This is a genomic window from Microbacterium sp. UBA1097 (assembly GCF_002313585.1).
Taxonomy (GTDB): Bacteria; Actinomycetota; Actinomycetes; order Actinomycetales; family Microbacteriaceae; genus Microbacterium.
Genome location: NZ_DCBW01000026.1, coordinates 8,770 through 26,765, shown reverse-complemented (window position 1 = coordinate 26,765; position 17,996 = coordinate 8,770). Strand labels below are relative to the sequence as shown.

At 65.3% G+C, this 17,996-nt stretch carries 15 protein-coding genes and 2 other RNA genes; 6 read left to right on the top strand and 11 right to left on the bottom strand.

Annotation, left to right across the window (positions count from 1 at the left end):
• Positions 1 to 839: sigma-70 family RNA polymerase sigma factor (locus B4F19_RS06945; RefSeq protein WP_292733623.1), on the bottom strand; the 839-nt coding region annotated here is incomplete at its 3' end.
• Positions 840 to 1,066: 227 nt separating this feature from the next.
• The gene (locus B4F19_RS06940) at positions 1,067 to 1,984 is read right to left on the bottom strand and encodes a proteasome assembly chaperone family protein (protein ID WP_228178854.1); all 918 of its coding nucleotides are present in this window, start codon (positions 1,982 to 1,984) and stop codon (positions 1,067 to 1,069) included.
• 82 nt (positions 1,985 to 2,066) lie between these two features.
• Here B4F19_RS06940 and B4F19_RS06935 point away from each other — a divergent pair, with 82 nt between their 5' ends.
• From B4F19_RS06935 to sucB, 3 genes are all read left to right on the top strand, one after another.
• A complete protein-coding gene (locus tag B4F19_RS06935; RefSeq protein ID WP_292733620.1) occupies positions 2,067 to 3,551 on the top strand; it encodes a leucyl aminopeptidase in 1,485 nt (494 codons plus the stop codon).
• A complete protein-coding gene (gene lpdA / locus B4F19_RS06930; protein WP_292726365.1) occupies positions 3,548 to 4,921 on the top strand; it encodes a dihydrolipoyl dehydrogenase in 1,374 nt (457 codons plus the stop codon). Before B4F19_RS06935 ends, lpdA begins: the two co-directional genes overlap by 4 nt.
• A 62-nt stretch (positions 4,922 to 4,983) precedes the next feature.
• Positions 4,984 to 6,732, top strand: coding sequence for a 2-oxoglutarate dehydrogenase, E2 component, dihydrolipoamide succinyltransferase (gene sucB, locus B4F19_RS06925; RefSeq protein WP_292726367.1), 1,749 nt, complete (start codon positions 4,984 to 4,986; stop codon positions 6,730 to 6,732).
• A gap of 36 nt (positions 6,733 to 6,768) precedes the next feature.
• Here the strand turns inward: sucB and B4F19_RS06920 are convergent, their stop codons facing one another.
• Positions 6,769 to 8,109, bottom strand: coding sequence for a hypothetical protein (locus B4F19_RS06920; protein ID WP_292733617.1), 1,341 nt, complete (start codon positions 8,107 to 8,109; stop codon positions 6,769 to 6,771).
• Between the two features lie 156 nt (positions 8,110 to 8,265).
• Between B4F19_RS06920 and B4F19_RS06915 the strand changes: the two genes are divergently transcribed.
• Complete coding sequence (locus B4F19_RS06915) at positions 8,266 to 8,976, top strand: DUF4191 domain-containing protein (protein ID WP_292726371.1); 711 nt, start codon at positions 8,266 to 8,268, stop codon at positions 8,974 to 8,976.
• A gap of 46 nt (positions 8,977 to 9,022) precedes the next feature.
• Here the strand turns inward: B4F19_RS06915 and B4F19_RS06910 are convergent, their stop codons facing one another.
• The gene (locus B4F19_RS06910; protein ID WP_292733614.1) at positions 9,023 to 9,418 is read right to left on the bottom strand and encodes an RDD family protein; all 396 of its coding nucleotides are present in this window, start codon (positions 9,416 to 9,418) and stop codon (positions 9,023 to 9,025) included.
• A gap of 141 nt (positions 9,419 to 9,559) precedes the next feature.
• Between B4F19_RS06910 and glnA (B4F19_RS06905) the strand changes: the two genes are divergently transcribed.
• On the top strand, positions 9,560 to 10,984 hold the full coding sequence (gene glnA / locus B4F19_RS06905) for a type I glutamate--ammonia ligase (RefSeq protein WP_228178865.1): 1,425 nt from the start codon (positions 9,560 to 9,562) through the stop codon (positions 10,982 to 10,984).
• Between the two features lie 76 nt (positions 10,985 to 11,060).
• On the opposite strand, the gene B4F19_RS06900 is transcribed toward glnA (B4F19_RS06905), so the two are convergent.
• From B4F19_RS06900 to B4F19_RS06890, 3 genes are read right to left on the bottom strand one after another with little or no spacing between them, the layout of a single operon-like run.
• Complete coding sequence (locus B4F19_RS06900; RefSeq protein WP_292733611.1) at positions 11,061 to 14,054, bottom strand: bifunctional [glutamine synthetase] adenylyltransferase/[glutamine synthetase]-adenylyl-L-tyrosine phosphorylase; 2,994 nt, start codon at positions 14,052 to 14,054, stop codon at positions 11,061 to 11,063.
• A gap of 17 nt (positions 14,055 to 14,071) precedes the next feature.
• On the bottom strand, positions 14,072 to 15,409 hold the full coding sequence (glnA, locus tag B4F19_RS06895) for a type I glutamate--ammonia ligase (RefSeq protein WP_228178876.1): 1,338 nt from the start codon (positions 15,407 to 15,409) through the stop codon (positions 14,072 to 14,074).
• Between the two features lie 22 nt (positions 15,410 to 15,431).
• Positions 15,432 to 15,644, bottom strand: a complete 213-nt coding sequence (locus B4F19_RS06890) for an SPOR domain-containing protein (protein WP_228178877.1) — start codon at positions 15,642 to 15,644, stop codon at positions 15,432 to 15,434.
• Positions 15,645 to 15,716: 72 nt separating this feature from the next.
• Between B4F19_RS06890 and ppgK the strand changes: the two genes are divergently transcribed.
• The gene (gene ppgK, locus B4F19_RS06885) at positions 15,717 to 16,514 is read left to right on the top strand and encodes a polyphosphate--glucose phosphotransferase (protein ID WP_292733606.1); all 798 of its coding nucleotides are present in this window, start codon (positions 15,717 to 15,719) and stop codon (positions 16,512 to 16,514) included.
• A 39-nt stretch (positions 16,515 to 16,553) separates the two neighbouring features.
• On the opposite strand, the gene rnpB (B4F19_RS06880) is transcribed toward ppgK, so the two are convergent.
• From rnpB (B4F19_RS06880) to B4F19_RS06870, 4 genes are all read right to left on the bottom strand, one after another.
• Positions 16,554 to 16,918: RNase P RNA component class A (rnpB, locus tag B4F19_RS06880), an RNA gene on the bottom strand.
• Positions 16,919 to 16,983: 65 nt separating this feature from the next.
• On the bottom strand, positions 16,984 to 17,169 hold the full coding sequence (locus B4F19_RS15885; RefSeq protein ID WP_414683155.1) for a zinc ribbon domain-containing protein: 186 nt from the start codon (positions 17,167 to 17,169) through the stop codon (positions 16,984 to 16,986).
• Positions 17,165 to 17,440, bottom strand: an RNA gene (gene rnpB / locus B4F19_RS06875) — RNase P RNA component class A. The genes B4F19_RS15885 and rnpB (B4F19_RS06875) overlap by 5 nt, the downstream gene beginning before the upstream one ends.
• Before the next feature lie 52 nt (positions 17,441 to 17,492).
• Positions 17,493 to 17,996 (bottom strand): zinc ribbon domain-containing protein (locus tag B4F19_RS06870; RefSeq protein WP_292733603.1); only part of this gene is annotated, 504 nt, incomplete at its 5' end.

Genomic DNA, 17,996 nt, shown 5'->3' with positions numbered 1-17,996 from the left:
ATCCACCACGTCGCATAGGTCGAGAATTTGAAGCCCTTGGTGTAGTCGAACTTCTCAACAGCTCGGATGAGGCCGAGGTTGCCCTCCTGGATGAGGTCGAGGAACTGCATCCCGCGACCCGTGTAGCGCTTGGCGAGCGAGACGACCAGACGCAGGTTCGCACCCAGCAGGTGGCTCTTGGCGCGCTGACCATCGCGCGCGATCCACTGCAGGTCCAAACCGAGCTGGCTGGACTTCTCGGCGGGCGTCATGTTCGAGAGCTTCTCTTCGGCGAACAAACCCGCCTCGATCCGCATAGCGAGCTCGACCTCTTCGGCCGCATTCAGCAGCGGAACCTTACCGATCTGCTTCAGGTAGTCCTTGACCGGGTCAGCTGTCGCACCGGTGATCTGCGTCGAGTAGATCGGGACGTCATCCTCGTCGTTCGACGTGATGACGATGGCGCCGCTGGGGAGCGGCTCGGTGAACACCGGCTTGCCGGACGTTTCATCGTCGTCCGAGTCGTCGCCGTCGTCGGAGGCATCCTTCGCGGCCGGCGCGTCGGAAGCGTCATCGGACGATTCCGAGTCCGAAGAGTCGTCGTCTTCGCCCTCATCGTCGCCGTCCACGTCAGCCTCGGCGAGTTCTTCATCCTCGTCGACGTCGTCGTCACCCGCGCTCTTCTTGGATGTCTTTTTGGTGCTGGCCTTCGCACCCGCGGCGCCGCTACGCTTCTTGGCGGCGGGACGCTTGCTGGCAGGAGTCGTGGCGACTTCGTCGTCGCTCTCGATCTCGGGCGCCAGCTCGTCCGCGTCGGCCTTCTTAGCGCGCGTACGGGTGGATGTCGTGCTTGCGGTCACGTTTCGCCTCTCAGCGCACGGCGATCTGATTGCCGCGCTGTTGGTTTCGGACGCTAGTAAGACCCTTGTCAAGTCCCGCGGCGCGTGACGGTCGCGGGTGACAATGGGTCGAACCACCATTGTCTCATACTTCGTGCGCGATTCCTGGCCTACTCCCCTGGCCACGCGAACGGATACCCAGTACAACCTCTCTGAGGCGTTACCTATTCCAGTCGCCCAGGTGGCGATCAGCCCTTGTCGTCGTCGCCGGCGGGCCGGGTCGCGAGATAGCGCTCCAATTCCGCGGCAATCTCGTCCGCGGTCGGCAGGTCACCGGTGTGGATGATCGGCGTCGCGTTCGTGGCCCCAGCCATGTAGGCGTCATAGCGCTCTTCGAGAGTCTCGATCATTCGCTGCAGCTCGTCGCTGCCACCAACCTGCTCCTGCACCTTCTCGAGATACTCCCGGTTCTCTTCGCGGAGCTCGTCTCCCGCGAAGACCAGTCCGGTGGCAACCGTCACGCTGTCCAGCGCAGCGAGAGCTGCTGCCGGATATTGCGTGTCGGCGAGATAGTGAGGCACGAGAAGCACGAAACCCGCGACATCCGCAGCGGTCTCGGCAAAGCGATACTCCAGAAGGTGGCCGACAGTCGCAGGCACCTGTGTCTCGGGCTGCCATACCGAGTGAGCCGCCGTCAGTTCCGTCCGGGTGCCGCTCACCGTGGTTCCCAACGGGCGCGTGTGAGGCACGGGCATCGGAATCGCATGCACCCACGTGACGCTCGACACGTCGAGTTCCGCGGCGAGGTCAAGGACCGCTGCCGTGAACGAGTCCCACGCAAAGTCCGGCTCGTATCCCGTGAGCGCGACGAACGGTTGACCCAGCGCGTCGTGGACGAGAGAGAGCTCCAGCCGAGGAGGACGATAGTCAGTGAGGTGGTCGTGCTCGAAGGAGATGACCGGGCGACGGGCACGGTAGTCGAGAAGGATGTCGTTCTCGAAAACCGCGATCGGGGTCGGCTCCAGGTCTTCCCTCACATACGTGACGATCCGACTCACGGCGGAGCCAGCGTCGGTGAACCCGGTGAGCGCGATCACGAGCGGCAGACCCGCGGGCACCGGCGGAGCGCTGGCGACGCGGTGATAGACGGGTACCGACAAAGTCATGCCTCCATGCTAGGCGCGTGGTCGCGGCGACCGCCCCGACGCGTGCCGCTCAGAGCGAACACCCCCGACCTAGGATGAATGCATGGCCAGTCCTGTCGTCGATTTCAGCGAAGCCCCGGTTACCGAACACGACGCAGACGCGGTGGTGATGGTCGTCCCTCTTGTTTCTGCAACCACTGACGACGAGTGGGAGTCGCTTCCCGGTTTGCGCGAGAGCCTGGAGTCGATCGGGTTCACCGGCTCGTCCGGGTCGTACGCTCGCGTGGCGGCTCCGCAGCTCTTCGCCAAGCCCGTCGCCGTGGTCGGTAGCGGCGCGGGGCGAGACGCCGCGTCAGTTCGCAACGCCGTCGGTATCGGATGCCGCACCCTCACCGGGTTCGCGTCGGTCGCTGTCGCTCTGCCCTTCCATGAGGCAGCAGACACGGCGCTTGCAGCAGCCGAGGGTGCAGGGCTCGGCGCCTACAGCTTCGCCAGCTTCAAGAAGGAGCCGCCCAAGCCGCGTGCTACCCGCGTCGTCGTTCACACCGCCGCGGCGGTTTCGCCAGCGGATGTGGCTCGGGTTCGCGCCGTCATCGAGGCAGTCGCGCTGGTGAAGGACCTCGTGACGACCCCTGCCGACGCTCTCGGCCCTGCCGATATGGCCCAGGCGACCAGCGACCTGCTGCGGGACCTCCCGGCCACAGTCCGGGTGTGGGACGAGACCGAACTGGAAACGGGCGGGTTCGGCGGCATCCTCGGTGTCGGCCGCGGCTCGGCGCGCCCCCCGCGCCTCGTACGCGCCGAGTATGCGCCGGACGGCGCGACGCGCCATGTGGCTCTGGTCGGCAAGGGCATCACCTTCGATTCGGGTGGGCTTTCGCTCAAACCCGCCGCCGGAATGATCGACATGAAGTACGACATGTGCGGAGCTGCAACCGTGCTTGCTGTGCTTCGCGCCGTTGCCGGGATCGGCGCTCCCGTGCGAGTGTCGGCGTGGCTGTGCCTGGCCGAGAACATGCCCTCGGGGACTGCGACCCGCCCGGGCGATGTGCTTCGCATCGCCGACGGCACGACGGTCGAGGTCCTGAACACGGATGCCGAGGGTCGGCTCGTCCTCGCAGACGGACTGGTCGCCGCGAGCCGCGAGCATCCCGACCTCATCGTCGACGTCGCAACCCTCACGGGTGCGATCACCACGGCACTGGGAACGCGACACGCAGGCGTCATGGGAGATGACGACGCCGTCGCGCGATACCTCGCAGCCGCCGATCGCGTCAACGAACTCGCCTGGCAGATGCCGCTTCCCGACCACATGGTGGATGAACTCGACTCGCCTATCGCGGATCTCCGCAACGCGAAGGTCGGCGATCCCGCGGGTGGATCTCTCTTCGCAGGGCTGTTCCTTCGTCACTTCGTCGGCACACGCGGCGAAGCCGACGGCAACGAAGCGCGCATCCCGTGGGTTCACCTCGACATCGCCGGCGTCGGCATGAACAAGGGGGCAGCGTTCGGCTTCACCGACAAGGGACCGACCGCCGCGACGACCCGCAGCCTCATCGAGTTCGTGCTCAGCGAGGCGCGCCGATGAGCGAGGACGGCTTCGACATCATCGTCCTCGGCGGCGGCTCCGGGGGCTATGCGGCGGCGCTGCGCGCCCGGGAGCTCGGACGGACCGTCGCTCTGGTTGAAAGAGACCAGGTCGGTGGAACCTGCCTTCATCGCGGTTGCGTTCCCACGAAAGCCCTGCTGCACTCTGGTGAGGTTGCCGATGTCGTGCGCAACGCTGCCCATCACGGCGTCAGCGCGAGCTTTGAGGCCATCGATATTGCTGCGGTCCACGACTACCGGCGCAAGATCGTCAGTAAGAAACACGCGGGCCTGACAGGACTTCTCGCCGCACGCGGAGTCGTGACGATCACCGGTGACGGCTACCTCGAAGCTGATCGACGGGTGCGCGTCGGCGAACGCGTCCTGTCGGCATCCGACATCGTCCTCGCGACGGGGGGACGCACCCGCGAGCTTGCGGACGTGCCGCTCGGCGGAAGAGTGTTGAGCAGCGACACCGCGCTGGAACTCGACGAGGTGCCGTCATCGGTCGTGATCCTGGGCGGCGGCGTCATCGGTGTCGAGTTCGCCAGTATCTGGCGTTCATTTGGCGCCGAGGTCACGATCATCGAGCCGCTGGCACGCTTGCTTCCCTCCGAGGACGAGGCCAGCAGTGCCGCACTGCTCCGAGCGTTCCGCAAGCGCGGGATCGCGGCGAGCTTCGGATTATCGTGCACCGGCGTCGATGCCGGCGAGGATCAGGTCACTGTGACGTTGTCGGATGGTTCGACGCGCACCGCCGACTACGCCCTCGTCGCCGCGGGCCGCATACCTGCGACCGCAGATCTCGGCTTCGAGGATGCTGGCGTGGAACTCAACGCCGGTTTCGTTGTGACGGATGCCGAGCTGCGCACGAGCGCGCCGCACGTCTGGGCGGTGGGCGACATCGTCCGGGGCCCGCAACTTGCCCATCGCGGGTTCGCTCACGGCATCGCGGTGGCGGAGCGGATAGCGGGGCTCGCCGTTGCCCCGCTAGCGGACGAGGTAGTGCCCCGCGTTGCATACTCCAGTCCCGAAGTCGCGTCGGTGGGCCTCACGACGGCTGCCGCGATCGAACGCTTCGGCGAAGACGCTGTCGAGACCGCCGAGATCCCGCTGGCCGCGAACGCCAAGAGCGAGATCTTGGGAACATCCGGGTTCGCGCGGGTCGTGCGCCGTCGCGAAGGTCCCGTTCTCGGCGTGCATCTCGTCGGAGATCGGGTCGGCGAACTGATCACCGAGGGGCAGTTGCTCGTGGGGTGGGACGCGCATCCGGAAGATGTCGCTCCGCTCATTCACGCCCATCCGACACAGAGCGAGGCGCTGGGCGAGGCGCTCCTGCTGCTCTCGGGCAAACCGCTGCACGCGATCTGACGACCGCACCCGCAGAATCACTAAGCTGGAAAAGACATCGGCATTCTGAAGGAGACAAGCTCATGAGCACTTCCGTGGTCCTCCCCGCACTCGGCGAGAGTGTTACGGAGGGAACGGTGACCCGCTGGCTCAAGAAGGTGGGAGACACAGTTCAGGCCGATGAAGGGCTTCTCGAGATCTCGACCGACAAGGTCGACACCGAGATCCCCTCCCCCGTTTCGGGCGTGATCGAGGAGATCCTCGTGGACGAGGACGAGACCGTCGAGGTTGGTGCAGTCCTCGCCAAGATCGGTGATGGCTCGTCAGCACCGTCGTCGGAGTCTCCCGCCGAGGAGGCCCCCCAGGATGAGGCGCCCCAGGAGGCCGAGCCGGAGCCGCAGCCCGAGCCGGCCCCAGAGCCTGCGCCCGCGCCTGCCCCCGAGGCACAGACTGCCCCGTCCGGTGGGGGCAAGGACGTCGTCCTCCCCGAACTCGGCGAAAGCGTGACGGAAGGCACAGTGACCCGCTGGCTGAAGGCCGTCGGTGACACGGTCGAGGTCGATGAGCCACTACTGGAGATCTCCACCGACAAGGTCGACACCGAGATCCCGTCCCCTGTCGCGGGGACGCTGCAGGAGATCCTGGTGCAGGAAGACGAGACAGTCTCGGTCGGCGCGACGCTCGCCCGCATCGGGGACGGCGCCCCGCAGCAGTCAGCTCCTGAGCCCGCGCCCGCCGAAGAGCCGAAGCCGGAGTCTGAGCCCGAGCAGAGTGCCCCGGAACCCGAGAAGCCTGCTGCCGAGTCAGAGAAGCCGGCAGCTGAGCCACAGAAGCCGGCAGAGCCGAGCCAGACCGCGCAGACCCCCGCGACCTCGTCCGAGGTGACCGAGGCAGCTGCAACCGAGTCCGGCTCCGAGGCTGACGGCGACAGCAAGACCTATGTGACCCCGCTCGTGCGCAAGCTCGCGCAGGAGAAGGGCGTCGACCTCTCGAACGTCAAGGGGACAGGCGTTGGAGGGCGGATCCGCAAGGAGGACGTCCTGGCCGCTGCCGAGTCGGCGGCAACTCCCGCGGCCGCGAGCGAGGCGCCCAAGCGTTCTGAACGCGAGGTTTCGGAGCTGCGCGGGACCACGCAACCGATGTCGCGTCTGCGCAAGGTTCTCTCCGAGCGCGCTGTCGCGTCGATGCAGTCGACAGCTCAACTGACCACGGTCGTCGAGGTCGACATCACCAAGGTCGCGGCGTTCCGGGATGCGGTGAAGGGCGACTTCCAGAAGAAGACTGGCGACAAGTTGTCGTTCCTCCCCTTCTTCGCGCTGGCAGCCGCTGAGGCCCTGCAGGCGTACCCCGTGATCAATGCCACGGTCGACGAGGGCTCGATCGTGTACCCGGCAAGCGAGAACCTCTCGATCGCCGTCGACACCGAGCGGGGCCTGCTCACGCCGGTACTGCGGGATGCTGCGACGAAGAACCTGGCTCAGATCGCGCACGAGATCGCTGACCTCGCGGCGCGCACGCGCGAGAACAAGCTCAAGCCCGATGAGCTGGCAGGCGGCACGTTCACGCTCACCAACACCGGCTCCCGAGGCGCGCTCTTCGACACGCCGGTGGTCTTCCTGCCGCAGTCAGCGATCCTCGGCACCGGCACCGTCGTCAAGCGCCCCGGTGTCGTGCAGGTTGATGGCAAGGATGCGATCTCGGTCCGCTCGTACGTTTACCTGGCACTGTCATATGACCACCGGATCATCGACGGTGCGGATGCTGCACGCTTCCTCGGCGCCGTGAAGGCCCGCCTCGAAGAGGCAGACTTCGCCGGCGACCTCGGTATCTGACGGATCGGCGTCGAGCCCGGAGGAACGTTATCACCGCTACGACGATGGCTGCTGTGCGAGGTCGAGAACCTCGCGCAGCAGCCATCGGTCGTCGTGCCGCGCAATCACAACGAGCTGGGGCGGGTAACCGTCTGCCTCGGCGCGGATGACCGCGACGTCCCCGTATTCGTCAACCACGTGCAGGGTTCTAAGCGTGGCGGGGGCTGTGGCAGCTCCGGTCACGGGCGTCACATCCGCACGTTCGGCGATCGTCTGCACGCACGCGGCATCACCGGCGCACGTCGTCACGGCGTCGAGGATCGCGCCCGCCGCACGGGGCAGATCCGGCTGGTCGTCCTGAACACGGGATTCAGACGAGGCATCCTCTCCGGCATCCGGTGGGATAGGGGCTTCACCGGTCGGCGCGCCCTCCTCTGGCGCGCTCCGCGCATCGGGAGCCAGGACCGTGAAAGCGATAGCCAGGACCGCGCCGACGGCCGCGGCGGCAATCAGGAGTCGGCCACGCCGGACGGGGCGCTCCGATGTCGGCCGACGCCGGAATGACCGCATGGCGCCGCGCGCCGAGGCAGCGACGTCGGCAAGGGTCTCCTGCCACCGGCCATCGCCACCGCGCACAAGCCGATCGAATGCACCGGGCTCATCCGGCGCTGCACCCCCGTCCCCCGCCCGCGGCGGCGGTTCGACGGATGCGGGGCTCGGCGTCAGCCGTACGGCGGCCGGGGCCTCGGAAGACGGGCGAAGGGGCCCTGGCTCCACCCACTCGAACACCGCGCGTTCACAAGCGTCGATGCCGCCCGCCCGAACGTCATCGGTCCGCAAGAGCGCCACGATGGCATCCCGCACGGAACCTCCCCGGGCATCATCGAGCGGTAGTCGATTCAGGATGCGGCATGCGCTCTCGCGAGCGGGCTCAGCACCGGGCGAGAGCGCGAAGACCGGCCTGGCCGAGCCCGACAGCCACCATCCTCCGCCGAGGTCGTTCCGGGCTTCAGCGCGCAGCTCGTTCGCTCCGCGCAGAAGGCTGATCATGATGGTGGCGCATTCGGGTTCCGTGACAGGCGACCTCAGACTGTCGCGAACCGCGAGGTACGTCTCGAGGGGCTCGCGGCACGCTTCGACGAGCGCGCCCGCTGCTGCGTCAGAGCGCGAGGTGCCCATGTGGACGACATCCAGCGCTCGGAGCACGTGCGTGTCATCCTGAGGCGTCCAGAAGAGCTCGCCACCGGGCACCTGTTCTGGATCGATCAGAAGGTGCACTCCCGCCGGGCTGCGTACCAGCGTTCCCGCGTACGGCGACTCTCTCGTCGTGACGCGGCGGAGCGGGGTGAAGGCGATCAAGAACGGATCATCCGCCCACCCGGGCATTGCATCACTCATGCCCCCAGCCTGAGCGGAAGCGGCGGCGGCCCAGCCAAGGCCCATCCGGTGCGGGGACTGACGAGCCCAAGCATGGCCTGGGGAGGAGAGCGCTCGGGGATCGGCTGCCGTACGCAGCAACGCATACGGCACGCCCCGCCCGGGTACGCTGGAGGGATGGCAGCACGCGCGTCCTCACCGGAGAAAAGGCCCGGCTTCTTCTCGCAGCTTCGTACCCTGTATACGTTCACGCAGCAGACCTACCGCGGTCTTCCCTGGATGCTCGTCGGTGTCGTGCTCGCAGGCGCCGCCCTCGGCGTCGGAGTCGGGTTCCTCATCCCGCCGGTCGCGGTCTGGAGCATCATCCTCTGGGGTGTCACCGGGCTTCTCTTCGGCGTGCTGATGGGCCTGACCCTGACGACGCGACTGTCGACACGCGCGATGTACAAGCGCATCGACGGCGTCCCCGGGGCCACCGGCCACGTGATCTCCACCTCACTCGGCCGTTCGTGGCAGGCTAACGAGAACCCCGTGGGCGTCAACCCCAAGACGCAGGAAGCGGTTTATCGCGTCATCGGTCGCGGCGGCGTCGTCATCATTGGCGAGGGTTCACGCGGACGACTGACTCGGCTGGTCAACGACGAGCGTCAGAAGGTTCAGCGTGTGGCATCCGGTGTACCGCTGACGGTGATCTACGTCGGGCACGGTGATGACGATGTGCCGATCTCGCAGCTCGCGACCCGGATCAAGAAGCTCCCCAAGAAGATCGACCGCGCAACGATGGCCGCCGTCATCAAGCGAGTTGACTCGGTTTCACAGTCGCTGACGTCGCTTCCGATTCCGAAGGGCATCGACCCGACCAAGGTCAGGGCACCGCGTCCGCGCTGATCCCTGACAGCCCGCGGAGCGTCGATCCCACGGACGTGCCCCCGCCTCAGCGGCTGCGAAGCAGAACCGTGCCGGCAGCCTTGTCGTGGAGCCCTCGCTGATCGGCATCCCAGATCACTGCCGGGATCACAACGATCAATAGCAGCGTGCGAATCACCGGTCGCCACAGACCGACCCAGCCCCCGTCTACGCGCTGGAGCGTCAACCCGAAAATCCGGTGACCGGGGCTGCCCTGCAGCGTCGGCAGGAACGCGACCTGAATGAGCGCGAAGATTCCCAGAATGGCGAGCGGGTCCCATCCGAAGAACCCGGAAATCAGGTACGCCGCGCCGTAGTCGATGCACAGTGCACCGACTCGGCGACCGAGTCGACCCATCGATCCGGGCCCAGACTCCGGAAGTCCGAGCCGTTTGCCGGGGTAGTCCTGGGCAACTGAGGTCACCGAACGAGCCTACCTGGGCGAGTCGATTCGACAGGCTCGTAACATGCCCGAAACAATAGGGACACGGCAGGGCAATCCCTGCCGACTACCGTTTTGGGGAACCCGACACGGGTATCACCACGCCCTACCTCTGGAGTCTTCATGTTCAAAGATTCATCTGAGGTGCTGAAGTTCATCAAGGACGAGGACGTCAAGTTCCTCGACATCCGTTTCACGGATCTCCCCGGTGTGCAGCAGCACTTCAACATTCCGGCATCCACCGTCGACGAGGACTTCTTCACCGTCGGCCAGCTGTTCGACGGATCCTCGATCCGCGGATTCGCGAACATCCACGAGTCGGACATGCAGCTCATTCCGGATGTCACCACGGCGTACCTCGACCCGTTCCGCGACGCCAAGACGCTGATCATGGTCTTCGACATCTACAACCCGCGCACCGGGGAGATCTACCACAAGGACCCGCGCCAGGTCGCGAAGAAGGCAGAGAAGTTCCTCGCCTCAACCGGCATCGCGGACACCGCGTACTTTGCACCGGAGGCTGAGTTCTACATCTTCGACGACGTGCGCTACGAGGTGAAGCAGAACTCTAGCTTCTACTCCGTGGACTCCTCCGAAGGTGCCTGGAACACGGGCCGCGAAGAAGAGGGCGGCAACCTCGGAAACAAGACCCCGTACAAGGGCGGCTACTTCCCCGTCTCCCCCGTCGACAAGACGGCTGACCTGCGTGACGACATCTCGCTGCGGCTGATCGAGTCGGGCCTTGAGCTTGAGCGCGCCCACCACGAGGTCGGTACCGGTGGCCAGCAGGAAATCAACTACAAGTTCGACACGATGGTTCACGCCGCCGACGACATCTTGAAGTTCAAGTACATCGTCAAGAACGTGGCTGAGCAGTGGGGCAAGGTTGCGACCTTCATGCCCAAGCCGCTGTTCGGCGACAACGGCTCGGGTATGCACACCCATCAGTCGCTGTGGCTCGAGGGCAAGCCCCTCTTCTACGACGAGGCCGGCTACGCACAGCTCTCCGACACCGCTCGGTGGTACATCGGTGGCCTGCTCGCCCACGCTCCGGCTGTTCTCGCATTCACCAACCCGACGCTCAACTCCTACAAGCGTCTGGTCAAGGGCTACGAGGCTCCGGTCAACCTGGTGTACTCGGCCGGTAACCGTTCGGCAGCTGTGCGCATCCCGATCACCGGATCCAACCCGAAGGCCAAGCGCCTCGAGTTCCGCGCCCCCGACTCCTCGGGTAACCCGTACCTCGCGTTCGCTGCGCAGTTGATGGCCGGCATCGACGGCATCATCAACCGCATCGAGCCGCACGAGCCCGTCGACAAGGACCTCTACGAGCTGCCCCCCGAGGAGGCCAAGCTCATCCCCCAGGTGCCGAACTCGCTGCTGGACTCGCTCGACGCCCTGCGCGCCGACCACGAGTTCCTGCTCCGTGGCAACGTGTTCACGCCCGAGCTCATCGAGACCTGGATCGAGTACAAGTTCGAGAACGAGATCCAGCCGATCAACGCCCGTCCTCACCCGTTCGAGTACGAGCTGTACTTCGGCGTCTGATACCGATCACGAAGAAGGCCCGCATCCACTCGGATGCGGGCCTTCTCCCATTTCCACTGGGCATCGCACGTCGATTTCAGCCGTAGAAGTGCTTCTCGAAGACACGACGTGCGCGCCGCGTGACGCCGAGATAGTCCTCTTCCACCCGCGAAGCCGAGTGTGGCGGGTACTCGAGCAGGCGAGCGAGCCCGTCGAGTTTGCGCCGATCCGTCGGTAAAACGTCGCTCGTCTGCCCCGACAGCAGGGTGTTGGCCGACCGCAATCTGCTCGCGAGGATCCAGGCATGTCTCAGACGTTCGACCGCGCTGGCGGGCAACAACCCATGCGAAGCCAGCGCGTCGAGTGCTCGAAGGGTCGACGTGGTGCGCAATTCGGGAACGTCATGGGCGTGCTGCAGCTGGAGCAGCTGCACCAGCCACTCCACATCGCTGAGAGAACCGGGGCCCAACTTCAGATGTCTCGCAGGATCGACACCCTGCGGCAGACGTTCGTTCTCGACCCGTGCCTTGATGCGCTTGATCTCACGCAAACCGCTCTCGTCGGCAGACGCCGGATAGCGGACCGAGTCGGCGAGCTCCGTGAACGCGCCGATCAGCTTCACGCTTCCTGCGACACCCCGGGAGCGAAGCAGTGCCTGGGCCTCCCACGACAGCGACCACCTGCGGTAGTACGCCGCGTAGGCCTCCAGCGACCGGACGATCGGGCCAGTACGACCCTCAGGGCGTAGGTCAGCGTCCAGATCGAGCGGGAGCCGCAGATCCTCCGAGTGCTGCCGCAAGCCGGCGACGAGCGCGTTCGCCAGCTGGCTCGCACGCCCCTCCTCGACACCGTTGGCACGATAGACGTAGAGCACATCGGCATCGGACCCGAAGCCGAGTTCCGCGCCGCCGAACCTGCCCATCGCGATGACCGAGAAGTCGAGTGCATCATCTTCGGGCGGCACGACCTCTCGCCGCACCGCCCGCAGCGTGGCTTGGATCGTCACCTCGGTGATGGTCGTCAGCGCGTTGGCGATCTCGTCGATCGAGAGGATTCCGAGAACGCCGCCCATCGCAGTTCGGAGGACCTCCCGGCGGCGCAGAGCCCGCACGGCCCGCGCTGCGTCCTCGATGGAGCTGTGCCGGGTCTGGATGGCTCGGGCTTCCTCCTGGAGCGCCACACCAGAGCGGGGCCGAAGTTGCTCCTCCCCGTCCAGCCATGCCGCTGACTCGGGAATCCACTCGACGAGTTCCCCCACGTACCGCGAACCGGAAAGAACGCGGGTCAGTCGCTCAGCAGCCCCCGTCGAGTCGCGCAGCATTCGGAGGAACCACGGAGTGTCACCGAGACGCTCACTCAGGCGCCGGAAAGAGATCAGGCCGTAGTCCGGATCAACGCCGTCAGCGAACCAGCGGATCATCACGGGCATGAGATGACGCTGAATGGTCGCCTTGCGACTGAGACCGGTTGTCAGCGCACGAATGTGGCGGAGCGCACCCGGCGGATCGAGGAAGCCGATCGCCGCGAGGCGGTCGTGAGCCTGATCCTCGGACAGGGCGCGCTCCTCAGCGGGCAGTGCCGCCACGGCCGACAGCAGCGGCCGATAGAACAGCCGCACATGAATGTCGCGGACTTCGCGCTTGATCGCTTCCCACTGCGCGATGAGGTCAGCGCCGGTGTCAGCCAGGCCGGATGCGCGGGCCAATACGCGCAACTCGTCGGGATCAGTGGGCATCAGGTGCGTACGCGAGAGCCGACGCAACTGTAGACGGTGCTCCAGCAGCCGCAGCAGCCGGTAGTCACGCGCGAATGCCGCGGCATCCGTGCGCCCGATGTACCCCTCAGCGACCAACGCATCAATCGCTGCCAGCGTGCCGCGCTGCCGAATCGCCTCGTCACTGAGGCCATGCACCAGCTGCAGCAACTGCACCGTGAACTCCACGTCTCGGATGCCGCCCGGACCCAACTTGATCTGCTGGGCGACCTCCTCGGAGGGGATGTGGTCGGTCACGCGCTCCCGCATCCGCTGCACGCTGTCGACGAAGTTCTCACGGGCGGCGCTCGCCCAGACCCGCGGTCGAACTGCCTCGATGTAGGCCTCCCCCAGGGCCGGGTTTCCCGCGATGGGGCGAGCCTTCAGGAGAGCCTGGAACTCCCAGCTCTTCGCCCAGCGCTCGTAGTAGGCCACGTGCGAATCGAGCGTGCGCACCAGGGCGCCCTGCTTACCCTCGGGTCGCAGGTTCGGGTCAACCTCCCACAGCGGCGGCTCGATCTCGACACCGGAGATTCCACGCATCGTCTGTACGGCCAGGCGCGTGCCGATATCCACAGCGCGGCTCTCGGATACCAGGTTCTCGTCATCCGTCCCCCCGACGAAAATCACGTCGACGTCGGAGACGTAGTTGAGTTCACGGGCACCGCACTTGCCCATGCCGATGATCGCCAGCTGGGTCGCATCGACCTGCTCGCGAGAGAACTGGCCGGCGGGTCCTCCCGTTGAAATACGGGTTCTGGCGATACACAGGGATGCTTCGAGCGCGGCGGCCGCCGCATCGGCCAGCGCCCTCGACACGGCGTCCAAGACGGCTTCCGGTGCGACATGCGAGAGATCGAAGAGCGCGATGCGCGCCAGTTGGGTCCGATACGCAATGCGCAAACGGACCCAGGCGGCTTCCGACCCGTCGTCGGCGAATCCTCCCTGGACGCCCACTGCGGTCAGAAGGACTTCGCGAAGCTCCGCCTCGCTCGGGAGCCTGTCGGCGCCACCCTCGAGCTGAATGATCTCATTCGGATGCCGGCCATAGAACTCGCCGAACCCGCGCGACGCGCCGAGCAGAAGCCACAGGTGCGACCACCGGCGCTCGTCGAAGGCGGCGACCCGCAGTGCGTCGGCGTCGCGGCGCGCTACCCGGAGTAACGCCTGCAGTGCCGCGTCGGGATCTGCGGCGGCTGCAGCAGGGGCCGCCACGGATGCTCGGTCGATGCCGAGTGTCTCAGCCAGTTCCGCGAGCCCGGCGTCTGCCTGAGCAAGTTCGCTGAAGCCGACGCGCGCCAGGTCGGTGAGACCCGTGGTCCGTTCGGTGGATGCCATCGACGGTCCCGGGCGCGTCAGAGCATCTCGAGGTTGCTCTTCAGCTCGTACGGGGTGACCTGTGCACGATACTGCTGCCAGTCGCGGCGCTTGTTGAGCAGGACGTAGTTGAACACCTGCTCGCCGAGCGTCTCGGCCACGAGTTCGGAGTCCTCCATGTACTCCAACGCGTGGTCGAGGCTCTGCGGGAGCGGCGCGTAGCCCAGGGCTCGCCTCTCGGAGTCACTGAGCGACCAGACGTTGTCTTCCGCCTCTGCCGGCAGCTCGTACCCTTCTTCGATGCCCTTGAGGCCGGCGGCGAGCAGCAGCGCATAAGCCAGGTAGGGGTTGGCAGCGGAGTCCAGCGCTCGGTACTCGACCCGCGAGGACTGACCCTTGTTGGGCTTGTACATCGGGACGCGCACGAGGGCCGAGCGGTTGTTGTGACCCCAGCAGATGAAGCTGGGCGCCTCGTCGCCGCCCCACAGGCGCTTGTAGGAGTTGACGAACTGGTTCGTGACGGCGCTGATCTCGTTGGCATGGCGCAGGAGACCGGCGATGAACTGCCGCCCGACCTTCGACAGCTGGTATTGGGCGCCTTCCTCGTAGAAGGCGTTCACGTCCCCCTCGAACAGCGACATGTGCGTGTGCATGCCGCTTCCCGGCTGACCGCTGAGCGGCTTGGGCATGAAGGTCGCATAGACGCCCTGCTCGATGGCCACCTCTTTGATGACCGTGCGGAAGGTCATGATGTTGTCGGCGGTAGCCAGCGCGTCGGCGTAGCGCAGGTCGATCTCGTTCTGTCCCGGACCACCTTCGTGGTGGCTGTATTCGACCGAGATTCCCAGGTCTTCGAGCATCCTCACCGACCGGCGACGGAAGTCGTGAGCGGTGCCGCCGGGAACGTTGTCGAAGTACCCCGCGGAGTCGACTGGTTCCGGCCCCTCCGCGCCGTACGACGAGGACTTGAGGAGGTAGAACTCGATCTCGGGATGCGTGTAGAACGTGAATCCCGCGTCCGCGGCCTTTGCCAGGGTGCGCTTGAGCACATGACGCGGGTCGGCGACGGCGGGCTGGCCGTCGGGGGTCGTGATGTCGCAGAACATGCGCGCGGTCGGGTCGATCTCTCCGCGCCACGGCAGGATCTGGAACGTGGTCGGGTCGGGATGCGCGAGCAGGTCGGACTCGTAGGAGCGGGTAAGCCCTTCGATGGCCGAACCGTCAAAGCCCAGGCCCTCCGTGAACGCACCCTCAACCTCGGCCGGCGCAACTGCCACCGACTTGAGCGTCCCGATCACGTCGGTGAACCACAGGCGCACGAACTTGACGCCGCGCTCCTCGATCGTGCGAAGAACAAAGTCCCGCTGCTTGTCCATGGAGGTCCTCTCGGTACGAACGTCAGTGGGCGGCGCTGCCGCCGGAACCCCAGGAGTCCTCGCGTGCTTCGTCATCAGCCCACGCGCGCGAGCGCTCCTTCATGATCTCCGGCGCGCGAGCTGCCTCTTCTGCGGTCTCGAACGGACCGGCACGGTCGACAGCGGGCGACTCGAAGCCCTTCTCTACCTGACCGGTGGTCAGGTTGTACCAGTACTTCTCGGCGTCAGCTGACACGTCTGCTCCCTCGGTGGGTTCCGTTGACTCGATCCTACTGATCGGAGGCGCCGGGATGGGTAGGCTGATCGCATGGCATCTGACCTGACCCGAGCAGTGGGCATCGACATCGGCGGCACGGGAATCAAGGGGGGTGTTGTCGACCTCGAAGCGGGTGAGCTCGTCACCGATCGCATCAAGGTCCCCACCCCGCCCGGAGCCGAGCCGCCCGCGGTGCTGGATGCCGTCAAGCAGGTTCTCGAAACGCTCGAGGTGGCGGACTCGGATATCCCCCTGGGCGTTGCGTTCCCCGCGATCGTGAAGAACGGCAAGACCCTGTCGGCGGCGAACGTTTCGGAAAAGTGGATCGGCTTCGAGGCTGAGAAGTTCTTCGAAGACGGGCTGGGCCGCGACATCCATTTCGCCAACGATGCCGATGTCGCCGGCGTTGCCGAGGTGCGCTACGGCGCGGCGAAGGGTGTTGAGGGACTCGTCTTGCTCACCACCCTCGGCACCGGCATCGGCTCGGCGATGATCTACAACGGCGTCCTGATTCCCAATTCAGAACTCGGCCACCTCGCTCGCCCTGGCAAGGACAAGGATGCCGAGTACTACGCGGCCTATTCCGCCATGGAGCGGGAAGAACTGTCCTGGGCAAAGTGGGCTAAGCGGCTGCAGTGGTACTACAGCCACCTCGAGTTCCTCTTCTCCCCCGACCTTTTCGTCGTGGGTGGCGGCGTTTCGAAGCACCCGGAGGAGTTCCTGCCGCTGCTGAAGCTCAACACCCCGATCGTGCCGGCGGTGCACCGCAACAACTCCGGGATCATCGGCGCAGCTGCACTCTCGCTCGGTGCGATGCCGCAGCTCGCGCAGGCCACCGCCGCGCAGTGAGAGGGCGGCCCTGTCGGGAGCTGTACGGCCCCGACAGGGCGAATGGGCCGGCCTATACGCCGGGTTCTGTTCGGGAGCGCTGCTCCGTCGACGGTCATCTCTCTCGGCGACGCGTTGCCGCGCCGCTCTAGCGGCCTACCCGGGGACTCGGCGAGCCGCGTCATCATCCCCTGTCTGGCCTTGCTCCGGACGAGGTTTACCGTGCGGGTCGTGTCGCCACGACCCCGGTGGTCTCTTACACCACCCTTTCAGCCTTGCTTGAAATTTGCCAAAACAAATCCATTAGCGGTTTACTTTCTGCTGCACTTTCCATATCTATAAGACTCCTCCCGTTAGGAGGCACTCTGTTCTGCGGTGCTCGGACTTTCCTCTCTGATATACAGAGTAATCACTCAATTTTCTCAGACTATCAAAAAACTGATGAGATTAAAGGGGTTATACAAAAAATACAAGTAAGAAATTTTAATATTTATTTTTTTAAATAATAAATAAAACGACTACATATGTCACAAGTATAAAAATTATCTTTTTCACGGATGTCTGAAACATCTTGTGGTGGAACAACAAATCCGCAACCTCCACAAGCACTCCCATCTAGTTTTACAACTGCAAGACCTTCTCTTGCATTGCTAACTCGAGAATATCTACTTAAAATAGATTCATCTATATTTAATAATTTTTTTTCACGTTCTTTTTCTAATGCAGATTTATTTTCTGCTGATTCCTTTGGTTTCCATTTTAAAAATTTTTTTGCNNGTGGTCTCTTACACCACCCTTTCACCCTTACCGGGACGAGCCCGGCGGTCTGCTTTCTGTGGCACTGTCTCGCGGATTGCTCCGGGTGGGTGTTACCCACCGCCCTGCCCTGTGGAGCCCGGACGTTCCTCGGCGTGGCACCGCCACGACGCGACCGTCCGGCCGACCCATTCGCACCGCCGAGTCTACGCGGCGCCCCGCGGGGTCTAGCTGCCGGCTGAGCTAGAGACCCGACTCCTCCGTGCGCACGAGGATGCAGCCGCACTCGGGGCAGGTGACGACAGACTCCGGCGCGGCGGCACGCAGCGCGCTGAGGTCGCTGCCAGCAAGCACCATGTGGCATCCGCCGCAGGTCTGTCGGGTCAACAGGGCGGCACCGGCGCTTCGCTGGGCGAGCTTGTCGTAGAGACCGAGAAGATCGGAGGCGACCGTGGATGCGACAGCCTCGCGGTCACGGGTCGCGGCAGCCTCGTCGGCCTGGGCCGCTGATACCGCCGCCTTCGCCGCGGCGCTGAGCGATGCGCCTTCTTCGTTGACCTCTCGAAGTCGAGCTTCGAGGCCGGCGACAATCTCTTCGGCAGCCTCCGCACGCTCCATCGCCTCGAGGTCGGCGTCTTCCAGATCACTCTTTCGCCGCGCCAGAGCCGCTAGCTCGTGCTCGAGGTTCTGCGCCTCCTTGGCGTTGGCCGAGTCGGCGAGCCGTGCCGTATCGCGGGCGATGCGGGA